The sequence below is a fragment of the Streptomyces sp. NPDC002386 genome (assembly GCF_053593175.1).
Map to the genome: position 1 here is coordinate 272298 of NZ_JBSFBX010000003.1, position 22929 is coordinate 295226.

Sequence of the window (22929 nt, forward strand, 5' to 3'; positions counted from 1 at the left end):
GGGCACCCTTCAGCACGGGGGTGAGGCGAACGGACGGCCCGGACCGGCAGGTGCGGCGAGCCGTTGAGCGAGTGGCGCGAGCGGCCTTTCATATCGCAGGCCGTTGTGGCTGAGAGCCCGGAACCCAGTGGCTTGAGAGCGCTCTCAAGCACGGAAGGCTAGGGTCGGCCTGAGGCACCGTCAATACAAAGCGCAATGATCGTTCGACCGGCCGTCACCGCGCGCCCCTCCCGCACCGGTCGGAATCCGGCCGGGCCGCCACCGGTCACGGCGCCAGGGAGAAGTAGTTCTCCTCCTCCTGGGTGAAGTGCAGACGCAGCACGGTGTTGAGACCGTAGAGGCAGGACCGCAGGTCGTCGAGCTGCCCGGGGGCCAGGCCGCCGTCGGCGTGGGCGAGTTGCAGATGAGTTGCGACGCGGCGGGACAGGCGCTCGATCTCGGTGTGGGCGCGGCTCATGGTGGCGGTCGCCTCGGGCCCGCCGAGGGTGGGGGCGAGGGCGGGGTAGAGCTGGTGCTCCTCGGCGTACTCGTGCGGGAGCAGCCGCTCGGTGAGCAGCCGGTGGGTCTCCTCGACGGCCGCCAGGGCCTCGGGGCCGGGATCGCCGGAGAGGCGGTCGGCGGCGTCGCGCACGGATTCCAGGACGTCCTGGAGGTCGTCGTGCTCGGCGGCGAAACGGTGGATGAGGGTCTCGGCGGCGGGCGTCAGGGGCGGCCGCACGGCCTGGTCGACGCGCAGGGCGCGCAGGGCGTTGAGGATGACGGCGACGTCGATGAGCTCCTGGAGCAGGGCGCCGGGGGCGGGCGGGAGCAGGCCGGCGGCGGCCGCGGCCATGGCGGCCAGGGACATCAGCATGCCGCCGAGGGCGCTCTGCACCGCGATGCGCCGGGCGCGCTGGGCGATGCCGACGGCGTCGGCGAGGCGGTCGACGCGGTCGGTGGTCAGCACGATGTCGGCGGCCTCGGAGGAGGCCGTGGAGCCACGGGCGCCCATGGCGACGCCGATGTCGGCGGCGGCGAGCGCCGGGGCGTCGTTGACGCCGTCGCCGACCATCACGGTGACGGCGCGCTCGCGTTCGGCGCGCACGACGGCGACCTTGTCGGCCGGGCCCAGTTCGGCGCGCACGCCGTCCAGGCCGAGGACGGCGGCCGCCTCGTGGGCGGGCGCGGCGCGGTCGCCGGTGAGCATCAGCAGCCGGTCGATGCCCGCCGCCCGCAGATGGCGCAGGGTCCGGGGCGCGTCGGGGCGCAGCGGGTCGCGCAGGAGCAGCGCACCGGCCAGGTGCCCGTCGACGGTGAGCCAGGCGACGGCGGCTCCGTCGAGGAGGGCGCGGTTCTCGACCGCCTTCGCCCAGGGCGGCCGCGCCAGCTCGGGGCCGACACGGCCGACGCAGACCCGGTGCCCCTCCACGGTGCCGGTCGCACCCCGGCCGGGCTCCTCGGTGACGCCGGCGGGAACCGACAGCCCCAGCCTGCGCTCCCGGGCCGTGTCGACGATGGCCCGGGCGAGGACGTGGGGCGAGTACTGGTCGACGGAGGCCGCGAGCCGGAGGACCTCGGCGGGCCTGGAGCCGGGGGCGGCGGTGACGTCGAGGACGCGGGGACGGCCGCGGGTGAGGGTGCCGGTCTTGTCGAGCAGCAGGGTGCGGGCGCGGCCTAGGTTCTCCAGCGCGCCGCCGTCGCGTATGACGACGCCGAGGCGGGAGGCGCGGGACAGCCCGGAGACCACGGCGACCGGGGCGGCCAGCAGCAGCGGGCAGGGGGTGGCGACCACGAGGACGGCGACGGCCCGCACGGCGGAGCCGCTGACCAGCCAGGCCAGCCCCGCCACCAGCAGGGAGAGGGGCAGGAACCAGGCCGCGTAGCGGTCGGCCAGCCGGACCACCGGCGCGGACTCGGCCCCGGCCTGCCGGGCCAGGCGCACGATCCCGGCGTAGGTGCTGTCCTGCTCGGTGGCGGTGGCGCGCAGCTCGAAGGCGCCGCCCGCGTTGACCACGCCGCTGCGCACCGGCTCGCCCCGCGCGCGTTCGACCTGCGCCGACTCACCGGTGAGGACGGACTCGTCGAGTACGGCGGCGACGTCCTCCAGGCGCCCGTCGACCGGGACCACCTCGCCCGGCCCGACGACGAGGAGGTCCCCGGCGGCGATCTCGTCCGTCGGCACCGCGGCCACCTCGGCCCCGGTGCGCCGGCGGGCGGATCGCGGCGCGTGCTCCAGCAGGGCACGCAGGTCGTGGGAGGCGCGCCGCTGTGCCGCGGCCTCCAGGGTGCGGCCGGTGGCGAGCATCAGCGCGATCAGGGCGCCGGCCAGGTACTCGTGGACGGCCAGGGTGCCGCCGAGCGCGAGCACGGCGATGAGGTCCACACCCGTGCGTCCGTGCCGCAGGGCGGCCAGCACCCATGCCGCCGCGGGCACGACGGCCGCCAGGGTCCCGAGCGCCCAGAGGAGGTCGGCGAGCCCGGCCGCACCGGCCAGCCAGGCGATGCCGCCGGCGGTCAGGGCCGCCGCGGTGACGGCCAGGAGGACGGGTTCGACCCGTGCCGGGGCGGCCACCGCGGCCAGGCGGTGCGGCCGTCCGGTGCGGGCGGGGTGGTGGTTCATGGCGTGCCTCGGTGCGTCCGGCGCGGCGGCCGTCGGGTCGGCCCCGGTCCATCACACCGCGCCACCGGCCGCCCCGACAGGGGCTGTCCGGCCCTGACCCAGGGCCGGACAGCAGGCGCCCGCAGCGCGCGGGCCCTCCCGTCGGCCGGACGGAAGGGGCCGCGCGCGTGCGGAGGGGTCAGGACGGGGGCTGGAGGACCTGGTCGATGACGTAGATGGTGGCGTTCGCGGCCTTGATGTTGCCGCAGACGATGTTCGCCTTGCCGTTGACCTTGAAGTCGCTGCCCGAGCCGGACGTGGTCAGCTTGCCGCCCTCCACCGTGGTGAAGGAGCCGTCGGAGAGCTCGCTCGGCGTGATCTGCTTGTCCACGACGTGGTAGGTCAGCACCTTCTTGAGCTGCCCCTCGTTGCTGAGGAGCGAGGCGAGCTGCGACGCGGTGACGTTCTTGAAGGCGTCGTCGTTGGGGGCGAAGACGGTGATCTGGGGCTTGCCGTTCAGGGTGTCGGTCAGCTTCGCCCTGACCGCGGCCGAGACCAGCTGGCTGAGCTGCGGGTACGCGGACGCGGCGTCGACGACCTTGTCCTTGGCGGTGTCGGCCTTCTGCGAGAGCGCCGAACAGCCGGAACCGAAGGTCCCCGACGGGCTGGGGGACGCGTCCTGCGCGTGACTCTGGGACGCCATCCCGCCGAGGGTGAGCGGGACGGCGAGCACGGCTGCCGCGGCGGCCTTTGCTGTACGCATGCGGGTGAACATCATCGCGACCTTCCTCCCGTGGAGGCGTGAGGACTGCGGAGGCTGGGACTGCGGACGTCCTCGTTTCCGCGGGCGGGGTGGGGCGACTGCCGCGCCACGGCCCTGCCTGGGGCCATCGTCACCCGGCCACTCAGCGAGCATCCCAGCAGACACGGATGCCCGCATCTTGAGCGCGGGCGCCCGGACTTGGGCGTCGGGGAGCGCGGTCGCGCCACTCCGGTGCCGTACGGCGGGTGCGCGGCGGGTTCTGGGCGGGGGCGGCCCGGAACGGTGCCTTTCACCGTGGCCGCCCCCGCCCCCGCGGACGAACCCGGCGACCGCCGCCGCGGGTGTGCCGCGCCAGGCCGGTGACGGCCGTGGCCCTACCGGTACAGCCGCACGCCGCCGTTCGATCCGAGGGCGTCGAGCTCCAGCACGCCGCCGTCCGGGGTGACGTACACCGTGCCGGAGGTGAAGCTCCGCTTGCCGGTCCCCGCCGGCAGCCCCGCGACCGGGGTGGCGCGACCGGTGACCGGATCGATGGCGATGAGCTGCGGGGCGCCGGACGTGGTGACGGCGTACACCTTGCCGTCCGTGCCGGACGCGGGCACGGCGAGCGCGGCGGAGCGGTGGGTCCAGAGCTTGGCGCCGGTGGTGGTGTCGAAGCCGTCGATCACCGTGCTGCCGGCGGCCGAGGCCGGGGTGACCAGGACGCGGCCGTAGAGCCGGGCGGAGTGGTCGGCGCCGCTGGCGTTGCCGGCCGTGAGTTCGTCGTCGCCCACGGCCAGTCTGCGGCCGGTCCCGGTGGTGCCGAGCACCCGCACGGCGTCCTGGCGGGCCGTGTGGACGGCGGCGACCAGCGGCGAGCCGGACAGGATGTGCGTCACGTCCGAGTGGGCCTTCTCGGGCTTGCGCCAGATCACCTTCCCGGTCCTGCCGTCGTACGCGCTGAGCGTGAACCTGGACTTCCGGTCGAGGCAGAAGTCGTCGACCAGCACGACGCCGTCGGCGCCCCAGTTGTAGGCGTTGCAGTAGTGGCCGCGGGCCTTGTAGCCCCACACGCGCCTGCCGGTGCGGACGTCCACACCGCCGAGGAAGTTCGCGCTGACGACGGTGGCGACACGGCCCTGCAGATAGGTCGTGGCGGCCACCGCCGTGGGGTGCTCGGCGCTGGTCAGCGGCATGGACCAGAGGATCCTGCCGGTGGCCGCGTCGACACCGGCCAGCCGGGTGCACGTGCTCGCGTCCGTACCGAAGGCGACCGTGCCGATGCCCTGGGCGCTGAGCGTCGGGGACATCGCGCAGGGGACGGTGCCGCGCTTGGCGGCGACGGACGCGGCGCGCCACACCTGCTTGCCGTCGCTGAGGTCGTAGGCGCGCAGGCCGCCCCGGCTGCTGCCCCGGACGACCAGTTCGCCGGTGAGCCAGCTGCCGATCAGCGCGTCGTCGGCGGCGGGCGCCGGTATCCGCCACGCCTGGGTCAGGTTCTTCGAGGCGACGGCGGCGGCGTCCTCCTGCTTGAGCATGACGGAGGCGGCCCCGGCGGCGGCGACGAGGACGGCGAGGACGAGCGCGACCCTCCCCGCTCCCCTGCTCCTGCGGGGCCGGTCGCCGCCCGCGCCCGCAGGGGACCGCGGCTGCGCGACGGCCGGCTCGGGCCGGTGGAGGGCGGCCGCGCCGGGAACGGCGTCCGCCGCCGACGGGTGGCCGGGCATCCGGTCCGCCGAACCGCCGCGCGGGGTGTGCGGGGGTGTCCGGCGGCCCGGCTCGGGCACGGCCTCGTGGGCGCCGTCGCGGGGCTCGGGGAACCGCAGCGGCATGGTGCTGTCCCACCGCGTGCCGGAGGACCCGCCGTACGGCTCGGCCGGCGGCAGGCCGTCCCACGAGGCGGCCGGACCGGTCCGCTGTTCCCGGTACGGCCGCGGGCCGGGAGCGGACCCGCGGGGCCGGAAGGCCCACCCGTGGTCCTCCTGCGGAGCCCCCTGCCCCGGCGACGATTCCGTCGTCATCTCCGTGATCTCCCCTGTTCGGGCATCCGCTTGCGCCAGCCGCGGTGATGCGCCGTGGTAAATGTCGTTCCTCGCCGGCTCGCGGCTGGATTCCCCTGCTCGCCCTGGATCAGCCGCTCTTGAACGAATGGCCGAAGCCGCTGCGGGCCGACTCCACCTGGAACGCGGCCAGCGCACCCCGCGAGGTGCTGATCCGCCAGTCCATCAACTGATGGCCGCCCGGCCAGTCCTTGCGCTGGTCGTACCAGACGAGCCCGATCACGCCGGCCTTCGCGGCGCCCCGGAACAGGTCACGGATGTGCGCCTCCTTGCCCTCGCTCTGCGCCACCCCGGTCTCCGCGATCAGCACCGGCTTGCCGGAGAAGTCCTCGATCCGGCGCAGGGTGGGGGTGAAGAGGCTGGAGAAGGCGACGCCGTCGATCGGCCCGTAGTAGCCGATGAGGCCGACCCAGTCGACGTAGGCGTCGCCCGGGTAGTAGGGGCGCAGCTCGGCGGTGGTGCCGGAGTCGACCACGTGCGGGGTCCACACCCAGATCACGTTGGTGACGCCCTGCGCGGCGAAGATGCCGTGCACCCGCTTCCACGCCGCGACGAAGTCGGCGGGCTTGGCGTGCTCGGGTCCCCAGGAGTTCCACGGACCGTTCATCTCGCCGGCGAAGGAGAGGGCCAACGGGCCGTCGTAGGCGGCGATCTGACCGGCCAGCCGGCGGACGTAGGCGTCGTCCCGGCCCTTGGCGATGCCGGCGAGCGAGGCGTCGGTGGGCACCAGCTCCATCATGGGCAGTTGGCCCTGCTTCCACAGGAAGGTGTTGCCCTCCGTGTCGAAGTCGTCGCCCCAGGAGCTGTAGTACTCGCGGATGTCGGGGGCCCGCCCGGCCTCCTTGGTGAAGGTCTTGACGATGCCGTACTGCCAGGGCGTCTTGTCGTCGACGACGCCCAGCGCGCGGCCGGACGGCTTGAGCATGGACGAGACCTCGAAACGCGCCGCCGCCCCTTCGGACTTGGCCGCCCCGGCGTCGTCCCCGCCTCCCGCGCCGCCGCAGCCGTTCGCCAGGAACGAGACGGCGGCCACGAGGAGCACGGCGGCCGTCAGGTGGCCGCGGCGGCGGGATATGGCCATGCGTGAACGTCCGATCGGGCAAGGGGCGAGCTGAGGCAAGCTACGTCACCGGCACTCTACGAGACCCTCGTGACATTCACTGAACCTCCATATTAATCTAGTTGCATGATCGGGAGCGGGTCGGTCGATGTCCCTTTCCTCCCCGAGTTCATTACTTTCTCCCACTCTTCACTGCTTTCGGTATCGCCGAACTCGCAGACGTAACACGATGAAGGAAGGCCACGGGTGTCGATGACCAGTGCCTCCACAGAGGTCGAGCCGGCTCCCGTCTTCGTCGACCAGACCGGCCAGCGCGGCCGCCGGCTGCGCGGTCTCGGCTGGCTGGTGGGCATCCTCTGCACCGGATGCGTGGTGGCGATGATCTCCGGCCTGGTCGGAACCCAGTCCCAGGCGCCCGCCCTCACCGTCCCCGGCACCGCGGACACCACGCCGCCCAGCCAGTACCTGAACGCGCCGCTGCCCGCGGCCCCCGGCGTCACCGAGCCCGCGGCGGGCACCACCGCCCCGGCGACCACACCCGACGCCACCGCGCCGGTCACCGCGACGACGACCGCCGGTACGGCGGCGTCGGACCCCGTGACCGTCACCGCGCAGTAGCCAGACGCGACCGACCAGGAAGTCCATGTCCCGCCACCAACGCCCCCGGCAGTCCATCGCGCGGCCGCGCCGGCTCGCCGCACCTCCCCTGCGCTTCTTCCTGCCGGTGACCGTACTGGCGACCCTGCTGGCGCTGATGGTGCTCCGGGGCATGGAGAACAACGAGGTCTTCCACGACGAGCGCATCGCCGTCTCGGTGGACAAGGCCACCGTCCCGACCAGCGTGCTGGAGGGCGGCCCCGTCGTCGACGCGCGCGGCGGCAGGAACGGCAAGCCGGTCAGCTACACGATCCCGGACAGGACCGTCGTCCTCAGCTTCGACGACGGGCCGTCCGCCCAGTGGACGCCGAAGATCCTCAAGGTGCTGAAGGACGAGAACGTCCGCGCCGACTTCTTCGTCACCGGCTCGATGGTCACCCGCAACCCGTCGCTGATCCGGCAGATCGTGGCCGGCGGCCACGAGATCGGCCTGCACACCTTCACCCACCCCGACCTCGCGCTGCACTCCGGCACCCGGCTCACCTGGGAGCTGGGCGAGACCCAGCTCGCGCTGGCCGGTGTCGCCGGCATCCACTCCAGCCTGTTCCGCCCGCCCTACTCCTCCACCGTGGACGCGCTGGACGACTGGTCGTGGCCGGTGACGAAGCAGGCCGGGTCCGAGGGGTACCTGACCGCCTTCATCAACAAGGACACCGACGACTGGAAGCGCCCCGGCGTCGACGCCATCGTCAAGTCCGCCATGCCCGACCTCCCCGGCCAGGGCGAGATGATCCTGCTGCACGACGCGGGCGGCGACCGGGCGCAGACGCTGGCCGCGCTGCCGATCATCATCGAGAAGCTCAAGGCCCAGGGCTACACCTTCAAGACCACCGGCGAGGCGCTCGGCACCGGCTCCGCCAACACCAGGGTCACCAGCTACAACCTCTGGGTCGGCAAGGCGTTCCTGTGGTGCACCACCTTCTCGGTGGAGCTGATGCCGTGGCTGGTCGCCCTGCTCGCGGTCGTCGGCGTGCTGGTCATGGCGCGGTTCGCGCTGATGCTGGTGCTCTCCGCCGTCCACGTGCGGCGCACCCGCAAACCGGGCTTCTCCTGGGGCGATCCGGTCACCGAACCGGTCACCGTGGTGGTGCCCGCGTACAACGAGCAGGAGTGCATCACCAACACCCTGCTCTCCCTGGCCGCGAGCGACCACCCCATCGAAGTGATCGTGGTCGACGACGGATCGAGCGACGACACGGCCGCCATCGTGCGGGAACTCGACCTGCCGATGGTCCGGCTGATCCAGCAGCCGAACAGCGGCAAGCCGACCGCCCTCAACACCGGTGTGGCCGCCGCCTCGTACGACCTGATCGTCATGATGGACGGCGACACGGTCTTCGAACCGTCCACCGTGCGTGAGCTGGTGCAGCCCTTCGGCGACCCGCGCGTCGGCGCGGTGGCCGGCAACGCCAAGGTCGGCAACCGCGACACCCTGATCGGCGCCTGGCAGCACATCGAGTACGTGATGGGCTTCAACCTCGACCGCCGCATGTACGACGTGCTCAACTGCATGCCGACCATCCCCGGCGCCGTGGGCGGCTTCCGCCGTTCGGCGCTGGAGCAGGCGGGCGGCATGAGCGACGACACGCTCGCCGAGGACACCGACGTGACGATGGCCCTGCACCGGGCCGGCTGGAAGGTCGTCTACTCCGAGAACGCCCGCGCCTGGACCGAGGCGCCCGTCAGCATGAAGCAGCTGTGGTCGCAGCGCTACCGCTGGAGCTACGGCACCATGCAGGCGATGTGGAAACACCGGCACTCGCTGCTGGAGCGCGGCCCCGCCGGCCACTTCGGCCGGGTCGGCCTGCCGTTCGTCGCCCTGTTCATGGTGGTCACCCCGCTGCTCGCGCCCGCCATCGACATCGGCATGGTCTACGGCGTGGTCTTCGTCGACGCGTACAAGACCCTGGCCGCCTGGTTCGCGGTGATGGCCCTGCAGGCCGTGTGCGCCTGGTGGTCCTTCCACCTGGACCGGGAGAAGGCCTGGCACCTGATCACGCTGCCGGCCCAGCAGGTGGTCTACCGGGTGCTCATGTACATGGTGCTGCTGCAGTCCGCCATCACCGCTCTGACCGGGGGCCGGTTGCGCTGGCAGAAGCTGAAGCGCACCGGTGAGGTCGGGCTCGACGTCACGACGGGGGCGATGTCCTCATGAGCACCGCCGAACCAGGCGCCTTCGGCATCCGGGACTCCTCCGACACCGTCGCCCTGCGGGTGATGGCCCCCGGCATGATCCCCACGCAGCGCGGCCCGGAGACCGAGGCCGCCCCGGCCCCCGCGCCCAAGCCCGGCCGCGACCGCTACCTCGACCTGCTGCGCGCGCTCGCCCTGGTCCGCGTCGTGGTCTATCACAACTTCGGCTGGACCTGGCTGCCGATCGTCTTCCCCTCCATGGGCGTCATGTTCGCGCTGGCCGGGTCGCTGATGGCGCGGTCCCTCAAGCGGCCGGCGCTCAGCGTGATCCGGGGCCGGCTGCGCCGTCTGCTGCCGCCGATGTGGCTGTTCGGCGCGGTCGTGGTGCCGCTGATGCTGCTGGCGGGCTGGGGCCCCCGTTACGACGGTCACCCCGGCTGGTGGTGGGGCGAGCTGGCCTACTGGGTCCTGCCGCTCAGCGAGCCGCCCTTCGGGGCCTCGCTGCACACCTTCGGCGGGCACCTGCCGAGTTCCTGGGCCGAACAGATCTGTGTGCCGCTGTGGTACCTGCGCGCCTACCTCTGGTACGTGCTGCTGTCGCCGCTCATGCTCAAGGCGATGCGCAGGCAGCCCTGGGTCACCCTGCTGGTGCCGCTGGTGCTGGCGTTCTTCATCAACTCCGGCCTGGTCGACCAGGCCGGCCGGCTGATGCAGGCCGCCACCGACTTCACCACCTTCGGCGCCTGCTGGCTGCTCGGCATGGCCCACCAGGAGGGGCTGCTCCGCAGGATCCCGCAGTACGTCGTGCCGTCCGTCGCACCGCTGGTGCTCATGTTCGGCTGCTGGTGGCTGCTGCGGTCGCCGGTGGACAACCCCCGGCTCGGGCACGACCTGGAGGCGGTACCGGTCGCCCAGGCGATCTGGTCGTTCGGCGCGGTGCTGCTGCTGCTCCACCTGAGCCCCTCCTGGGAGCAGTGGCCCAAACCGCTGGAGCGGTTCAACGGCGTGATCAGCCTGCTCAACTCCCGCGCGGTCACCGTCTACCTGTGGCACGCCTTCGCCCTCGTGCTGACCGAGCCGCTGATCGACCCGCTGTGGAGCAACGCCTTCTTTTACGACCACGCGCAGTGGCTGCTGTCGAGCCACTGGACTCCGCTGGTGATCGCCGTCCCGCTGATCTGCCTGGCGATCCTGCTCTTCGGCTGGATAGAGGACGTGGCCGCCAAACGCCGCCCCCGCCTCTTCCCCTACCCCCGCCGCGCCAAGGGCCGCCGACGCGGCCGCTAGCTGTATTGATCACGAGCCTTGTCAACGGAGCCGGGGCCTTGATCATGGCGAAGACCTCCGATGTGGTGGAGCTGTCCAGGAACACACCGCACGGAGGTCTTCCTGTCCCCCGTAATGCCCGGCTGACCGGGCAGGCGGTCAGCGGAGTCGGCTGCCGCGGTCGGCCGTGCGACATCTCGGGCACTGAACCCAGGTGCCGCGATCGCGGTTCGCGAGCGGATGACGTGAATCGAACGCTCAAGCAAACGGCCCCGGACGAGGAGTCCGAGGCCGGATAGGACGCCTCCATGGGGAAGAAACCCCAGGGAGGCGAAGTGATGCGTGTGCCCCCGGCGCTCTTCGCTCGCTCGCGCGCATGGTGCCTGCCGGAGTGTTCGCCACCGGGTGAACTGCCTTTCGGTGGCAGCGGCGTGTAGGCAAGACCCTGCTTCGTCCATGCCGGGTGACCACGGGCGTTTCATGCTGACGTGATGGGGCTTTCGTCACCTGAACCGGCTGAACGAACGCGGTCACTGCGTCGTCCGACGAGTACCCGGGTTGCTCGGGGAACTGGCGAGTGGTCGGGGTGAGGCGCGAGCGGCTTCTCGTCAGACCTTCTCGACTCGCACGGAGTGTCCCGCGAGGAGTTGACTCATGTCGTCGGTGTCGGAGGTGAAGACGGTTGCCTGGGCTCCCTGCGCGGCTTCCCGTCCGGCCACAGCTGCCAGGACGGCGTCGATGGCGTACTTGTGTCCATGCAGGCCGGCCGCCTTCAGCATGTCCCGGGCCATGGCGATCACCTGGTCGTCCGTGTGCGCGATGCGGATCCGGGACAGCGTCCAGTTCCACAGTGCCTGCCTCGACGTTTCGCGAGGGTCCCATGCCTCCAAGGTCGTGAGCGCAGAGGTGAGGATCGGGATGTCGAGCCGTGGAGCCGTCTTGATCAGCGCAGCCATCTCCCGATCGCCCTGAACCGCCTTGGAGAGAGCCTCGGAGTCGAACACGAAGACGCGCTGTCGCGGCCGGTGCAGCTTCGCTCGGGTGGCGCGGCTCACGCGGCCTCGTCCGAATGTGATCGCTGCTCGTCATGCCAGCCGTCGATGGCGGCGATGCGGTCCAGTGCTGCTTGCTGCTCGTCGTCCGTCACGGCGCCGTGCTCTTCTTCGAGGCGTTCGGCCAACTCGCGCAGTCGGTCCATGGCGTCCTGATGAGCGGCGGCGGCCGCGATGTAGCCGGACACGCCGCGCGCGTCGACGCGTTCCTTGATCGATTCCACCAGCTCTTCCGGCACGGTGATGGTGATCTTCCGGGTTGCCATACTTTGAGTATGCCACGCGCGGTGTGGTGTGACCCGCTCGCAATGTGGCGGACTGTTACCGCACTCACGCGTCGCAGGCGCGGTCGACGTTCTTCGTGAGGTAGGTCACCGCCCGGTGGATTCGGCGGGCCGGCTGCCTACCATGGGTGCGAATGATGAGTGTTTTGCCCGGTTTCGTTCGGGCGGAAGGGGCGAGCGGAATGGTGTGGCTGGTTGCCAGGGACGACGTCCGTGTGACCTCGGTATGTGAGGCGCTGGCGCCCTACGCGTGGCAGTCGCTCCGCCCCGAGGCGCTGTGCCGCCGCGCGCTGGCGGCCATGGACCGCGTGGACGCTCGTCCGCCCCTTCCCGGAGCGGACGAGCGTGTGGCCGCGCTGGCGGCTCTCCTGAACGGCCGCCCGTGGCGGTCACTGACGGTCCGGGCCCTGAGTCGGCACCTGGTCAGCGCCGCCGAGAGATGGCGGCAGGAGCAGGCGTGGCTGGATATTCAGCTGGGCCTGCTCCTGGACGACGCCGGCTGAGCCTTCGCGGCCCCGCCCTACTGCCGGGCCATGTGCATGCGCATCTCGCTGTCCATATCGGTGATCAGCTCTCCGGACAGGTCGACCGTCACGCTGTGCAGGGTGCCGGTGAACGGGAACGGTGAGGTGTAGGCCGGGTCCACGGCGGAGCCCGGGTTGCGGCCGCACGTCAGGCCGCCGGGGTTGAACATGACCGGGGTGGTGAGGGGGAACTCCGTCTCGGCCGCCAGCTGACGGTCGATGTAGAGCTGGGCTTTGCCGGGGGTGCCCTTGCCGTGCTGGATGTCGGGCTTGCCGGTGGGTTCGAACTCGAACCGCAGCTCGTGACGGCCCTCCGGGACAGGGTCCGCGCCGGTCAGACGGTGCAGGGCGCGGCGGACGTAGTTGTGGGTGTAGTGCAGTCGGCCGTCCTTGATGAACAGGGTCCAGCCGCCGGCGTCGGTGCCCTGGCAGACCAGTACGCCTTCGGCGCCCGCCGGGAGGTCGGCGTCGACGGTGACACTGTGCGGGCGGTTGAGCACGCGCGGGGTGACCGCGCTCGGCAGGCTCTGGGTGCCGGGGCGGAAGGTGTAGCTGGTGCGGGCCTCGGTGATCTGCGGGCGCTGGGTCATCATCCGCTGTACGGCGCTGCCGTCGATGGGCAGCACGTTGTACTTGCCGGCCTCGACGTACCACAGGGCGACCATCTCCACCAGCTTGTCGCGCTGCTCGGCGGACAGGTCGCGGGTCTCGGCGAAGTCCTCGTCCACGTGGTAGAGCTCCCAGTGATGGGCGTCCAGGTCGGTGAGGTCCTGCACGGTGATCGGGGTGCCGAACGGGCGGCCGGACTCGGCGAACGAAGGGCCCGGCCACGGGCACACCGCTCGCCAGCCGTCGTGGTCGATGGCACGGTGCCCGATCATCTCGAAGTACTGCGTGTGGTGGTTGCCCGGTGCGTCGGCGTCGTCGAAGGTGTGGGCGAAGCTCACGCCGTGCAGCGGCGACTGGGTCACTCCCCGGATGGTGGACGGCGGCTCGATGCCCAGGGCGTCGAGCACCGTGGGGACCATGTCGATGAGGTGCGCGTACTGGGTGCGGATCTCCCCGCGTGCTCCGATGCCCTCGGGCCAGTGGACCAGGAACGGGTCGCTGGCGCCGCCGCGGTAGGTCTCCCGCTTCCACCTTCTGAAGGGGGTGTTGCCGGCCCACGTCCAGCCCCAGGGGTAGTGGTTGAAGGTGGTGGGCCCGCCGAGGTCGTCGATGGAGCGCAGGCTGTCCTCCAGCGGCTCGGGGGCGTTGTTGAAGAACTGTGCCTCGTTGGCGGTGCCGGTGACGCCGCCCTCCGGGCTGGCGCCGTTGTCGGACACCATCATGATCAGAGTGTTGTCGAACTCGCCGATCTCCTTGAGAAAGGCGAGCAGCCGCCCGATGTGGTGATCGGTGTGGCTGAGGAATCCCGCGTAGACCTCCATCATCCGTGCCGCCAGGCGCCGTGCGTCCGGGCTCAGCGAGTCCCACTCGGGCACGTCCGGATCGTGGCGGGAGAGCCGGGCGTCCGCGGGAGCGACGCCGAGCTCCTTCTGCCGGGCGAAGGCGGCCTCGCGGTAGGCGTCCCAGCCCTCGTCGAACCGGCCCCGGTAGCGGTCCGCCCACTCCTTGGGCACGTGGTGAGGGGCGTGGGTCGCGCCGGTGGACAGGTTCAGGAAGAACGGCTTGTCCGGGGCGACCTGCTTGGCGTCGGCGACGAACGCCATCGCCTTGTCCACCAGGTCGGGGGTCAGGTGGTAGCCCTGTTCCGGTGTGGCCGGCGGCTCGATCTGGTGGTTGTCGTGGACCAGTTCCGGATACCACTGGCTGGTGTCGCCGCCCAGGAAGCCGTAGAACCGCTCGAAGCCGCGCCCCAGCGGCCAGCGGTCGTACGGGCCGGCCGCCGACTCCTGCTCGGAGGGCATCAGATGCCACTTGCCGACCATGTAGGTGTTGTAGCCGTGCTGGAGCAGCATTTCCGAGAGGAAGCCGTTCTCGAACGGAATCTGCCCGTTGTACCCCGGGAAACCGGTGGACATCTCGGTGACGCCGGCCATCCCGTTCGCGTGGTGGTTGCGTCCGGTGATGATGCACGAGCGCGACGGTGAGCACAGGGCCGTCGTGTGCATGTTGCTGTACAGCAACCCGCCTTGGGCCAGGGAGTCCAGGTTGGGCGTGGCGATCGGACTGCCTTAGCACCCCAGTTGCCCGTACCCGGTGTCGTCCAGCACGATGAACATGACGTTCGGTGCGCCCGGCGTCGCCCGCAGCGGCTGCGGCCACGCGGGCTGCGACTCCTCGGCGGTCCGTCCGATCACACCCGGAAACGCCGCCCCCGGCCGGTACTCCCTCCACGACGGCTGCGACATGAGGCCCTCCGTCCCGCCGGCCGGCGCACAGCGTCATGGGTCGGCACTCTTCCCCGGATCCTCCGAGGCATTGGTGAAGGTGTCGCCGAATGAGGCGATCGACCGGGCCGGCCCCGCTGCCTGCGGCACCTGGCTGCGGTACGGCGGCACACCCTCCACACTAAGAACATCAGGCCACCTCTGCCACTGCGGGAGGAGGCATGAAAGGCACCGGCAAACCGCGCCCCAACACCGGCAGCACCGCCCGCGACCACCTGGCCAACGAACGCACCTACCTGGCCTGGCTGCGCACCGGTATCAGCGTCTCCTCACTCGGCATAGCGATCGCCAAGTTCGCCCCTGACCGTGGTGAGCGGGCCGTCGCCGCGGGAGTGATCCTTCTCGTCGCCGGTCTCCTGGTGGCCGCCTACGGCACCTGGCGCTACCGGGCTGTCGACCGTCAACTCGATGCCGGCCTCTTCGCCCCTGTCGGCTTCACCGCCATCGTCACTGCCGGCGCCGTCACCTTCCTCGCCCTGATCGCCCTCCTCGTCCTGGTCTGACCACCAGGACCGCCGACGCATGAACGTCCCAACCTGCCCGATCACAAGAGGACTTCGCGGACCATGACATACCGACTGCGACCCGAGGATCTCGCCTTCCTGGGGAACGCCCCCTTCCGGCAAAGCTGTACCGGCGAACTGCGGGCACCGGCCGCCGCCCTCTTCGACCAGATCGCCGCCCGTCCCGACAACTGGCCCCGCTGGTTCGCGCCCGCCGACGACGTCCACTACGAGGGACCGCCGCCCTACGGTGTGGGCAGCATGCGCTCCTTCCGCCTGTACCGACTCGTACGAGCACGCGAGCAGGTCATCGTCTGGGCCCCGGAGGAGCGCTTCGCCTACCGGGTCCACGAAGCCAACGTGCCGGGCGTCTCCGCTCTGATGGAGCAGTGGACGCTGACGCCGCTCACCGATACGAGAACCAGGGTCGACTGGACGCTCGCCATTGACGGCGGACCGTTCGTACGCCTGCTTCTCCGGGCGGGACGGCGCCACATCGACAAGCTGTTCCGTGACTCGGCGCATCGCCTCGAAAGCCTGTGCGCCGCCGGTGCCAATGGCCGGGGGAGGCGGCCGGCATGACCGGGATCGGAGCGCCCCGGTTCGGCTGCTCCGGACCGGCGACGGACCGCTCACGGCATCCGGTTCCTCGCGGTTCGACGCATCGCCGGGTGCGGAGACGAACCCGGTCCCGACCGCTCGCCAACTCGGCGCCTTTCAGCCGACGCCGCCGTGGCCGAGGCGAGGTGATGCCGTGACGGTCGCGGATCTGGCGATCATCGCCGGGCTGGTCTTCGCGTGGGGGATGCTGTCGGCGCGGCTGGAACGCTTCGACATGACCGCGCCCATCGTGTTCACCGCCGTGGGCGTGCTGCTGACCCACGGTCCGCTGGCGCCGCTGGGGATCACTCCCAGTGGGGAGGTGGTGAAGGTACTGGCCGAGGCGACGCTGGCGCTGGTGCTGTTCTCCGACGCGTCCCGGGTCGGGCTGCGTGAGCTGCGGGCCGATCTGGGGCTGTGCCTGCGGCTGCTGCTCATCGGACTGCCGCTGTCCATCGGCCTCGGCACGCTGGCCGCGTTCTTCCTGCCGGGGACGGCGAGTATCCCGCTTGCCCTGCTCGTCGGCGCGGCCCTGGCGCCCACGGATGCGGCGCTGGGTGCTCCGGTGATGGCCAACCGGGCGGTTCCGGTCAGGATCAGGCGGCTGCTCAACGTCGAGAGCGGACTCAACGACGGCATCGCGACCCCGGTCGTGCTGGTCGCCATCGCGGGGGCGTCCACTGCCGAGCACATCGGCGCCACCGGGCCCGGGCAGGCGGTGGCCGCGCTGGCGTTGGGTCTGCTGGTCGGGGTCGTGGTCGGCGGTGGCGGTGGCCTGCTGAGCAAGGTGGGTTGCGGCCGGGGCCGGGTGGCTGAAGGCTTCGTGGGCGCTGCGGTGCTCGGCCTGGCGCTGTGCTGCTACGCCACGTCGGTGGCGCTGGACGGCAACGGGTTCATCGCGGCGTTCGTCGGCGGCCTTGCGTTCACCGCCGCGGGCGCCCCGACGGCGAAACTGGTTCCCTTCCTCGAGGAAACCGGTGCCTTGCTGTCGCTGCTGGTGTGGCTGGTCTTCGGGGTGGTCGCGGTCGCGCCCGCGCTGGGCGCCCTGACCTGGCAGACGGTGCTGTACGCGGTGCTCAGCCTGACGGTGGTCCGGATGCTGCCCGTGTGGATCGCGCTGGCCGGGGCGGGCCTTGGCCGGCCTGCCGTGCTGTTCGTGGGCTGGTTCGGGCCACGCGGGTTGGCGTCGGTCGTCTTCGGGCTGCTTGCGCTGGAAGACCTGGCCGGGCCTGCGGTGCGGCCGGCCGTCGCGACGATCGCGTTCACGGTGCTGCTCAGCGTCGTGGCCCACGGGATCAGCGCGGACCCGCTGGCCAGGCGCTACGGCTCCCGGCTCGCCGCGCCGCCCGGAACGGCGCCGCCACCAGCCGCTCTGGCCGAGATTCCCGAACGGCGCCTCATCCGGCGCGCGCCGGCCCCGGGCCGGCGCAGGGAGTAGAACGAGCAGCCCGGAAGGCGTGGTGTGCGGGAAAAGAGCGCGGTGTGCGTCCCGAGGACGAGACGCACACCGCTCCTTCACCGAGCCCGATCAGTTGCGACCGTGGTCACCGCCTCGGCCACCACCATGGTCGCCGCCGCGGTCACCGCCGTGGCCGTACCCGCCGTGGTCGTAGCCGCCGTGGTCGCCGCCCCGGTCATTGCCGTGGTCGTAGCCGCCGTGGTCGTAGCCGCCGTGGTCGTACCCGCCGTAGTTGTCGCACCCGTCGTCCCACCTGTTGTTCCACCCGTCATCGCAGTCGCGGTCGAAGTGGTGCGAGTAGGAGGACGCATGAGCGGGAGGAGCCGCCGCAGCGGTTCCGGCCATGCCGATCGCGGCGCCGCCAGCCATCAGAAAGCCGGCCGCGGAGACCGCGAAAAGGCGCTTGGTTCGCTGTGCTTGCATGGTGATACCTCTGATTCCATTGCCTCGCGCAGCGAAGACGCGCGAGAAGCATGACCGCGCTCAAGGATGTGGACGTGCGGCGCGGTCCCAGGCGTTGCCGCATCGTGTGAAAGCGAGTCCCAGCCCGGTGCCGTCAGCGCTGCCCGTGCTCGTCGACGAGTGAGCGCTGCGATCGTGACCCAGTTGTGGGCATCTGCCGGACGGGATGTGCCCTGTGCTGCGGTTCTGCCGCACGTGTACGAGCCTTGTCCGTGGCCAGCGTCGAGCCAAGGGCCAACCCGGCCTCGTTCATGGGCCACTTTCGGAGTTTAAGTCGGCAAACAGAGCTCAGGCCCAGCCACGGAGCCGGACTCCCTGAAGGGCGGTGCACGGCCGATCCGGCCACCCTCCTCACAGCGGCCGGTGTCGCGCCCCGCGTCGTGATGGAGATCCTGGGCCACTGACTGCCCTCGTTGATGTCAGCAGTGGATGTCAAAGGCCCCTCACCTACGGATTTCCGTAGGTGAGGGGCCTTTGAACTGGTGCCCCCGGCAGGATTCGAACCTGCGACACCCGCTTTAGGAGAGCAACAGGGCCTGTAGCCAGTGGCTCCTACCTGCATCTTTCGTCTTCATGATGACACCTGGAGTGTCTGTGAGTGCAGGTTTCGTCTGTGGTTCAGGGCTAGAAACACGGCTACCTCGGAGGTTCCGTGGTGTGGCCTATCAGGGGGTCTCCTGGACGATCGGGTGACATCCTGACCTCGCCCGTTACCCGGTCGTGCAGCAGACCTAGAGACGGAACACGGCTTCAGGCAGACCAGAGTTACGGATTTCTCTAGCTCATCAAGCCGGCTCGCTCCGCTCCCCGCGCGCGGCCCAGCCCCGGCCGGGCCTGCGCTCGTGTCTCCGCCCTGCTCAGAGCAGTCAGCCAGCTGAGGCGGGAGAAGAGGTACGTCGGGGGTGGGGTGGTCGGCTCCACGGTTTTCGGCAGCCGCTTTGGCGCGAGCCTCGAAGATCATGGCCCCAACGGCGTGCTTCACCGGGCAGGTCCACGACTGCCTGACACGCCGGACGCTTACGGGGTCATGATCACTCGCGCCAAAGCAGCTCCAGCCCAAAGCAGCTCCGCCGACCTCGGGCATCGGCCTGCGGCAGTGTTGCTCATACACCGTTCTCCTCAGCCGCCCCACTGGACCGGTCCGCGATCCAGGCGTGGGCGTCGGCCAAGGCTCTGTCCAGGGGCTCGAAGACCACTTCCTGTGCGGGGACCAGGCCGCCCTCTCCGAGGTCACGGTCGATGCCGGTCACGCGCAGGACGTGGGCCAGGCCCGGTGTGACGCCGGCGAGGATCAGCCGTCCCCCTTCCTCGCTCAGCTGTCCGGCGTAGCGGCGGATCGCCTTCACCATGGATGAGGAGGGAACGTCCGGTGCCCCCCGCACCACGAGGATCAGCACCGCGTGACGGGCTTTCGTGGTGAGGGGAAGTGCCCTTTCGATGCCGGGGAGTTCGGCGAAGAGGCTGACGCCGCCGTAGTAGAGGACTGTCACCTCGCCCGGCGGCAGGCGGTCGGGCGGGTCGGCAAAGTGCCACCGGCCCGCGGTGTCGCGGGTGAGGGCGAGGAATCGGGCCTGGCGGGCCGCCTGGACGCAGTACAGCAGCAGCGAGACGACCGCGCCGAGCACGATGGCCTGCTGCAGCGGCAGCTGCGTGGTGGCGAGGAAGGTCAGCACCATGGCGGCCGAGGACAGCCGCGACGTCCGCAGGACCAGCAGGATGTCGTGACGTCTGCCCCAGATCAGCTCCCCGCCTACGACCAGGATCAGCCCACCGATGACCGGCATCGGAATGCGCTCGGCCAAGGGGGCGCAGATGAGGACCACCAGGGCCAGCAGGACTCCGGAGAAGACGCCCGCCCAGCGGGTGCGTGCTCCCGAGGAAACAGCCACGCCGGTGCGCGACAGGGACCCGCCCGCCGGCAGCGACTGGAGGAGACCCCCGGCGAGGTTGGCCAGCCCCTGCGCGGTGAAGTCGCCGTTCACCGAGGACCGCGAGCCGTCGGGGTTCGGCACGGACGAGGCGATGCCGGCCGCCTGTGCCAGCGCGACCAGTGCGACGGCGACGGACCCGCCGACCAGGTGCGGTACGGCCGACAGGTCGGGCAGGGACACACCGGGCAGGGAGGCCGGGATGTGCGCGATGTCGCGGACCAGCTCGACGTCCGTGCCGAGGACGGCGACGGCGACACTGACCACGACCATGGCGATCAGCAGTGCCACCGGTGCCAGCCGCCGCACCCGGCTGCAGAGGACCCAGACGGCGATGGTGGCGATGGAGACCAGCGTCGCCGCGAGCTGCCAGTCACCGATGTGCACGAGCCAGTCGCCGAGCTGGTACAGCCGATTGTGGCCCTGTGGCCGGTAGCCGGTGGCGTCCTTGAGAGTGCCGGTGATGATCTGCAGCGCGATGCCGGTGGCGAAGCCGGTCATCACGGCGTTGGAGACGAAGCTCATCACCGCCCCGAGCCGCAGCACCCCCATCAGGACCATGACCACGCCCGCCATCACGGTGAGTGTGGCGATGGTCCCGGGGGCGGCGGGGTCCAGGCCCACTTCCTTCACAACGCTCTGCGAGGTGAGGGCGATGGCACTGGTGAGCGTGGTGACCATCAGGACCGTGCGAGCGGTCAGCGAACCGACGATCGCGGGCGCGATACCCGCGTACAGGCCGGCGATCGGGTTGAAGCCGGCGATGGAGGCGTACGCCATGCCCTCGGGGATGGAGAACAGCCCGGTGACAAAGCCCGCGCCCAGGTCCGACCGCGTCGGCCGGGTGAGCCCGGTGGAGCCGCGGGGAAGCCGTCGCACGCCGTGCCCGCCTCCTTCGCGGATGGTACGGACCGTGGTGCGCGGGTGGAGACGGCGGCCAAGTCCTGCGGTGTCAGGGGGTCACGATGGTCAAGTCCGGGTCCGGCTCGCCGAGATGGTCGAGATGGTCGAGGAGAACGGCGGAGCGAGGATTCCGTTGCACATCTGCTGGGACACCGGCTGCCCCCAGCTGCGGTCCCGTCGCGGTGAGCGGAGGCCATCCCTTACGGCAGACTGCCCAAACTCGGCGCGAAGGCCTCTTGAGCGGCTCTGAGGGTGGGCCCGCATTCAGGGGGTGACGATGGCGAAGTTCTTGTCGCCCGGGTCGAGCACGGCTGTCAGGCGGCCGAGCACGGAGGTGTCACCGCTGACCTGGATGCCCGTTTCAGCGAGTTTCTCCGGGGACACGGCGCCCGAGGCGAGTACCGGCAGCATCTTCTTCGTCCCGGTGATCGTCGCTTCGGCGGCACCGCGTTGCGGTGCCGAACTGTAGACGAGCAGCCCGTTGGCCAGCCGCAGCCGATAGCGGGTATCGGTGTCAGTGAGCACGACGTCGATCGAGAGATTCTCGTCCCATGCCTTTGGGCCGTTCACCTGGATGGCGAGGGCGTCGAAAAGCATCTCTGGGGAGAGATGGGCGATGACGTCGGGCGCGTTGGTCTCCGTCGGTGTCCCGAACTGGCCGTCACGCAGTTCCGTGGCCCCGGAGAGGTAGAAGTCGCGCCACGTCCCGTTCTCGGAACCGTAGCCGAGCTGCTCGTACGTGTCGGCCAGCAGTTCACGGGCCGCGGCATGGTCGGGCTGGGCGAAGACAACGTGATTGCCGAGTTCCGCAGCCCAGCGGAAGTCGCCGGCGTCGAATGCCTCGCGGGCCCTGGCGACGACGGCGTCCGAGCCGCCGCCGAGCTCGAGGTAGCGCTTGGCCTTCTCCACCGGCGGGTGTTCCCACAGATGAGCGGGGTTGCCGTCGAACCAGCCGAGGTAGCGCTGATAGATCGCCTTGACGTTGTGACTCACCGATCCGTAGTAGCCGCGTGCGTTCCAGGCACTCTCCAGCACCGGCGGCAGGGTGATCGCCTCTGCGATCTCGGGGCCGGTCAGGCCCTTGTTCAGCATGCGCAGGGTCTGGTCGTGCAGATAGCCGTAGAGGTCGCGCTGGTTCCCCAGGAATTTCAGGACCCGCTCGTTTCCCCAGGTGGGCCAGTGGTGCGAAGCGAACACGACGTCGACGTCGTCGCCGAACAGGTCGATGGTCTCGGTGAGGTAATGCGACCAGGCGTGGGGATCGCGCACCACTGCACCACGCAGCGTAAGCAGATTGTGCAGGTTGTGGGTGGCGTCCTCCGCGGCGCACAGCGCCTTGAAGTCCGGCAGGTAGATGAGCATCTCCGACGGTGCCTCGGTGCCGGGCGCCATCTGGAAGACCATCCGGACGCCGTCGACGATCTCCTGGTGCCCCGTCTCGGAGATCGTGTCCGTGGGCGGCAGAAACGAGACCTCTCCGGTGGAGATCGTCTGTCCGAGGCCAGATCCCACCTGGCCCCGCGGGCCGCGGGCCAGGGCAGCGCCGTACATGTAGGCGGCGCGGCGGTTCATCGCCACACCGGCGTAGACGTTCTCCGAGACCGCGTGTTCCACGAAGCCCTCGGGAGCGAAGACCCGCACCCGCCCGGAATCCACGTCATCGGCGGAGACGAAGCCCTTGGCGCCTCCGTAGTGATCAGCGTGCGAGTGGGTGTAGACGATCGCCTTCACCGGGCGGTCGCCGCGGTGTTCCCGGTACAGGGCGAGCGCAGCCGCGCCCGTCTCGACCGACAGCAAAGTGTCGATGACGATCACGCCCTCGTCGCCCTCGATGAACGACGTGTTCGACAGGTCCTGCCCGCGCACCTGGTAGATGCCCGGGACGACCTCGAACAGGCCATCGATAGAGGCGAGCTTCGACTGCCGCCACAAGCTCGGGTTCACGGTGTCCGGCGCGTCACCGTCGAGGAAGCCGTAGGTGTCGTTGTCCCACAACACGCCACCGCCATCCGCTTCGACGGCGTTCGGTTCACGACGGGCGATCAGCCCGCGGACCGCGTCCTCGAAGTCCTGTCGGTCGGAGAACGGAAGGCGGTCCAGAACCTCATGCTGCTGACTGACAACAGTTGGCGTCGCGGGCTTCGGTGTCGTTGCCATGGCGCCATGCTGCCAACGGGTGTCCGGCAGCGCATGTGCAGTGCGGCCAAGGGGGGATCCTCGCAATCTGCTGCACAGGCAGAGGCCCTTCGGCACACACCTGTGGACACTGCTTCCACGTAAGGGCCGCCGCTCACCCCACCGTGTCCGCGGCGGGCCACCTGCCGT

At 70.7% G+C, this 22929-nt stretch carries 18 protein-coding genes and 1 tRNA gene; 7 read left to right on the top strand and 12 right to left on the bottom strand.

Annotation, left to right across the window (positions count from 1 at the left end):
* Positions 1–265: 265 nt before the first annotated feature.
* From ACWCPN_RS08375 to ACWCPN_RS08390, 4 genes are all read right to left on the bottom strand, one after another.
* Positions 266–2599: a heavy metal translocating P-type ATPase gene (locus tag ACWCPN_RS08375; RefSeq protein ID WP_451203468.1), complete on the bottom strand. Its 2334-nt coding sequence runs from the start codon at positions 2597–2599 to the stop codon at positions 266–268.
* A 178-nt stretch (positions 2600–2777) separates the two neighbouring features.
* Positions 2778–3341, bottom strand: a complete 564-nt coding sequence (locus tag ACWCPN_RS08380) for a fasciclin domain-containing protein (RefSeq protein WP_451203470.1) — start codon at positions 3339–3341, stop codon at positions 2778–2780.
* Between the two features lie 374 nt (positions 3342–3715).
* A complete protein-coding gene (locus tag ACWCPN_RS08385; protein ID WP_451203471.1) occupies positions 3716–5341 on the bottom strand; it encodes an outer membrane protein assembly factor BamB family protein in 1626 nt (541 codons plus the stop codon).
* Positions 5342–5450: 109 nt separating this feature from the next.
* Positions 5451–6461: a glycoside hydrolase family 26 protein gene (locus tag ACWCPN_RS08390; protein WP_451203473.1), complete on the bottom strand. Its 1011-nt coding sequence runs from the start codon at positions 6459–6461 to the stop codon at positions 5451–5453.
* A gap of 225 nt (positions 6462–6686) precedes the next feature.
* Between ACWCPN_RS08390 and ACWCPN_RS08395 the strand changes: the two genes are divergently transcribed.
* The 3 genes from ACWCPN_RS08395 to ACWCPN_RS08405 are packed head-to-tail and all read left to right on the top strand — an operon-like array spanning position 6687 to position 10517.
* Entirely contained in the window at positions 6687–7058 is a 372-nt protein-coding gene (locus tag ACWCPN_RS08395; RefSeq protein WP_451203475.1) for a hypothetical protein, read from the top strand.
* Positions 7059–7083: 25 nt separating this feature from the next.
* Positions 7084–9252 (top strand): bifunctional polysaccharide deacetylase/glycosyltransferase family 2 protein, encoded by a 2169-nt coding sequence (locus ACWCPN_RS08400; protein WP_451203477.1) that lies wholly within the window; start codon positions 7084–7086, stop codon positions 9250–9252.
* A complete protein-coding gene (locus tag ACWCPN_RS08405) occupies positions 9249–10517 on the top strand; it encodes an acyltransferase family protein (protein ID WP_451203479.1) in 1269 nt (422 codons plus the stop codon). The genes ACWCPN_RS08400 and ACWCPN_RS08405 overlap by 4 nt, the downstream gene beginning before the upstream one ends.
* A gap of 587 nt (positions 10518–11104) precedes the next feature.
* On the opposite strand, the gene ACWCPN_RS08410 is transcribed toward ACWCPN_RS08405, so the two are convergent.
* Both ACWCPN_RS08410 and ACWCPN_RS08415 read right to left on the bottom strand, forming a co-directional pair.
* Positions 11105–11551: a hypothetical protein gene (locus ACWCPN_RS08410; RefSeq protein ID WP_451203481.1), complete on the bottom strand. Its 447-nt coding sequence runs from the start codon at positions 11549–11551 to the stop codon at positions 11105–11107.
* Entirely contained in the window at positions 11548–11814 is a 267-nt protein-coding gene (locus tag ACWCPN_RS08415; protein ID WP_180685965.1) for a hypothetical protein, read from the bottom strand. Before ACWCPN_RS08415 ends, ACWCPN_RS08410 begins: the two co-directional genes overlap by 4 nt.
* A gap of 233 nt (positions 11815–12047) precedes the next feature.
* Between ACWCPN_RS08415 and ACWCPN_RS08420 the strand changes: the two genes are divergently transcribed.
* On the top strand, positions 12048–12335 hold the full coding sequence (locus tag ACWCPN_RS08420; protein WP_451203483.1) for a hypothetical protein: 288 nt from the start codon (positions 12048–12050) through the stop codon (positions 12333–12335).
* Positions 12336–12352: 17 nt separating this feature from the next.
* On the opposite strand, the gene ACWCPN_RS08425 is transcribed toward ACWCPN_RS08420, so the two are convergent.
* Positions 12353–14524 carry an arylsulfatase gene (locus ACWCPN_RS08425; protein ID WP_451203815.1) on the bottom strand — a complete coding sequence of 724 codons (2172 nt, stop codon included), beginning with the start codon at positions 14522–14524 and terminating at the stop codon, positions 12353–12355.
* Between the two features lie 9 nt (positions 14525–14533).
* Positions 14534–14710 (bottom strand): hypothetical protein, encoded by a 177-nt coding sequence (locus tag ACWCPN_RS08430; protein WP_451203485.1) that lies wholly within the window; start codon positions 14708–14710, stop codon positions 14534–14536.
* Between the two features lie 200 nt (positions 14711–14910).
* Between ACWCPN_RS08430 and ACWCPN_RS08435 the strand changes: the two genes are divergently transcribed.
* The 3 genes from ACWCPN_RS08435 (at position 14911) to ACWCPN_RS08445 (ending at position 17290) form a co-directional block, all read left to right on the top strand.
* Entirely contained in the window at positions 14911–15252 is a 342-nt protein-coding gene (locus ACWCPN_RS08435; RefSeq protein ID WP_451203487.1) for a YidH family protein, read from the top strand.
* 63 nt (positions 15253–15315) lie between these two features.
* Entirely contained in the window at positions 15316–15834 is a 519-nt protein-coding gene (locus ACWCPN_RS08440) for an SRPBCC family protein (protein WP_451203489.1), read from the top strand.
* Between the two features lie 172 nt (positions 15835–16006).
* Complete coding sequence (locus ACWCPN_RS08445; RefSeq protein WP_451203491.1) at positions 16007–17290, top strand: cation:proton antiporter domain-containing protein; 1284 nt, start codon at positions 16007–16009, stop codon at positions 17288–17290.
* Positions 17291–17380: 90 nt separating this feature from the next.
* On the opposite strand, the gene ACWCPN_RS08450 is transcribed toward ACWCPN_RS08445, so the two are convergent.
* The 4 genes from ACWCPN_RS08450 to ACWCPN_RS08465 all read right to left on the bottom strand — a co-directional run bounded on the left by ACWCPN_RS08450 (position 17381) and on the right by ACWCPN_RS08465 (position 22761).
* Entirely contained in the window at positions 17381–17734 is a 354-nt protein-coding gene (locus ACWCPN_RS08450) for a hypothetical protein (protein WP_451203493.1), read from the bottom strand.
* Between the two features lie 519 nt (positions 17735–18253).
* A tRNA-Arg gene (locus ACWCPN_RS08455) sits at positions 18254–18329 on the bottom strand.
* Positions 18330–18876: 547 nt separating this feature from the next.
* Positions 18877–20580: a SulP family inorganic anion transporter gene (locus ACWCPN_RS08460; protein WP_451203495.1), complete on the bottom strand. Its 1704-nt coding sequence runs from the start codon at positions 20578–20580 to the stop codon at positions 18877–18879.
* Between the two features lie 288 nt (positions 20581–20868).
* The gene (locus ACWCPN_RS08465; protein ID WP_451203497.1) at positions 20869–22761 is read right to left on the bottom strand and encodes an alkyl/aryl-sulfatase; all 1893 of its coding nucleotides are present in this window, start codon (positions 22759–22761) and stop codon (positions 20869–20871) included.
* Positions 22762–22929 lie beyond the last annotated feature (168 nt).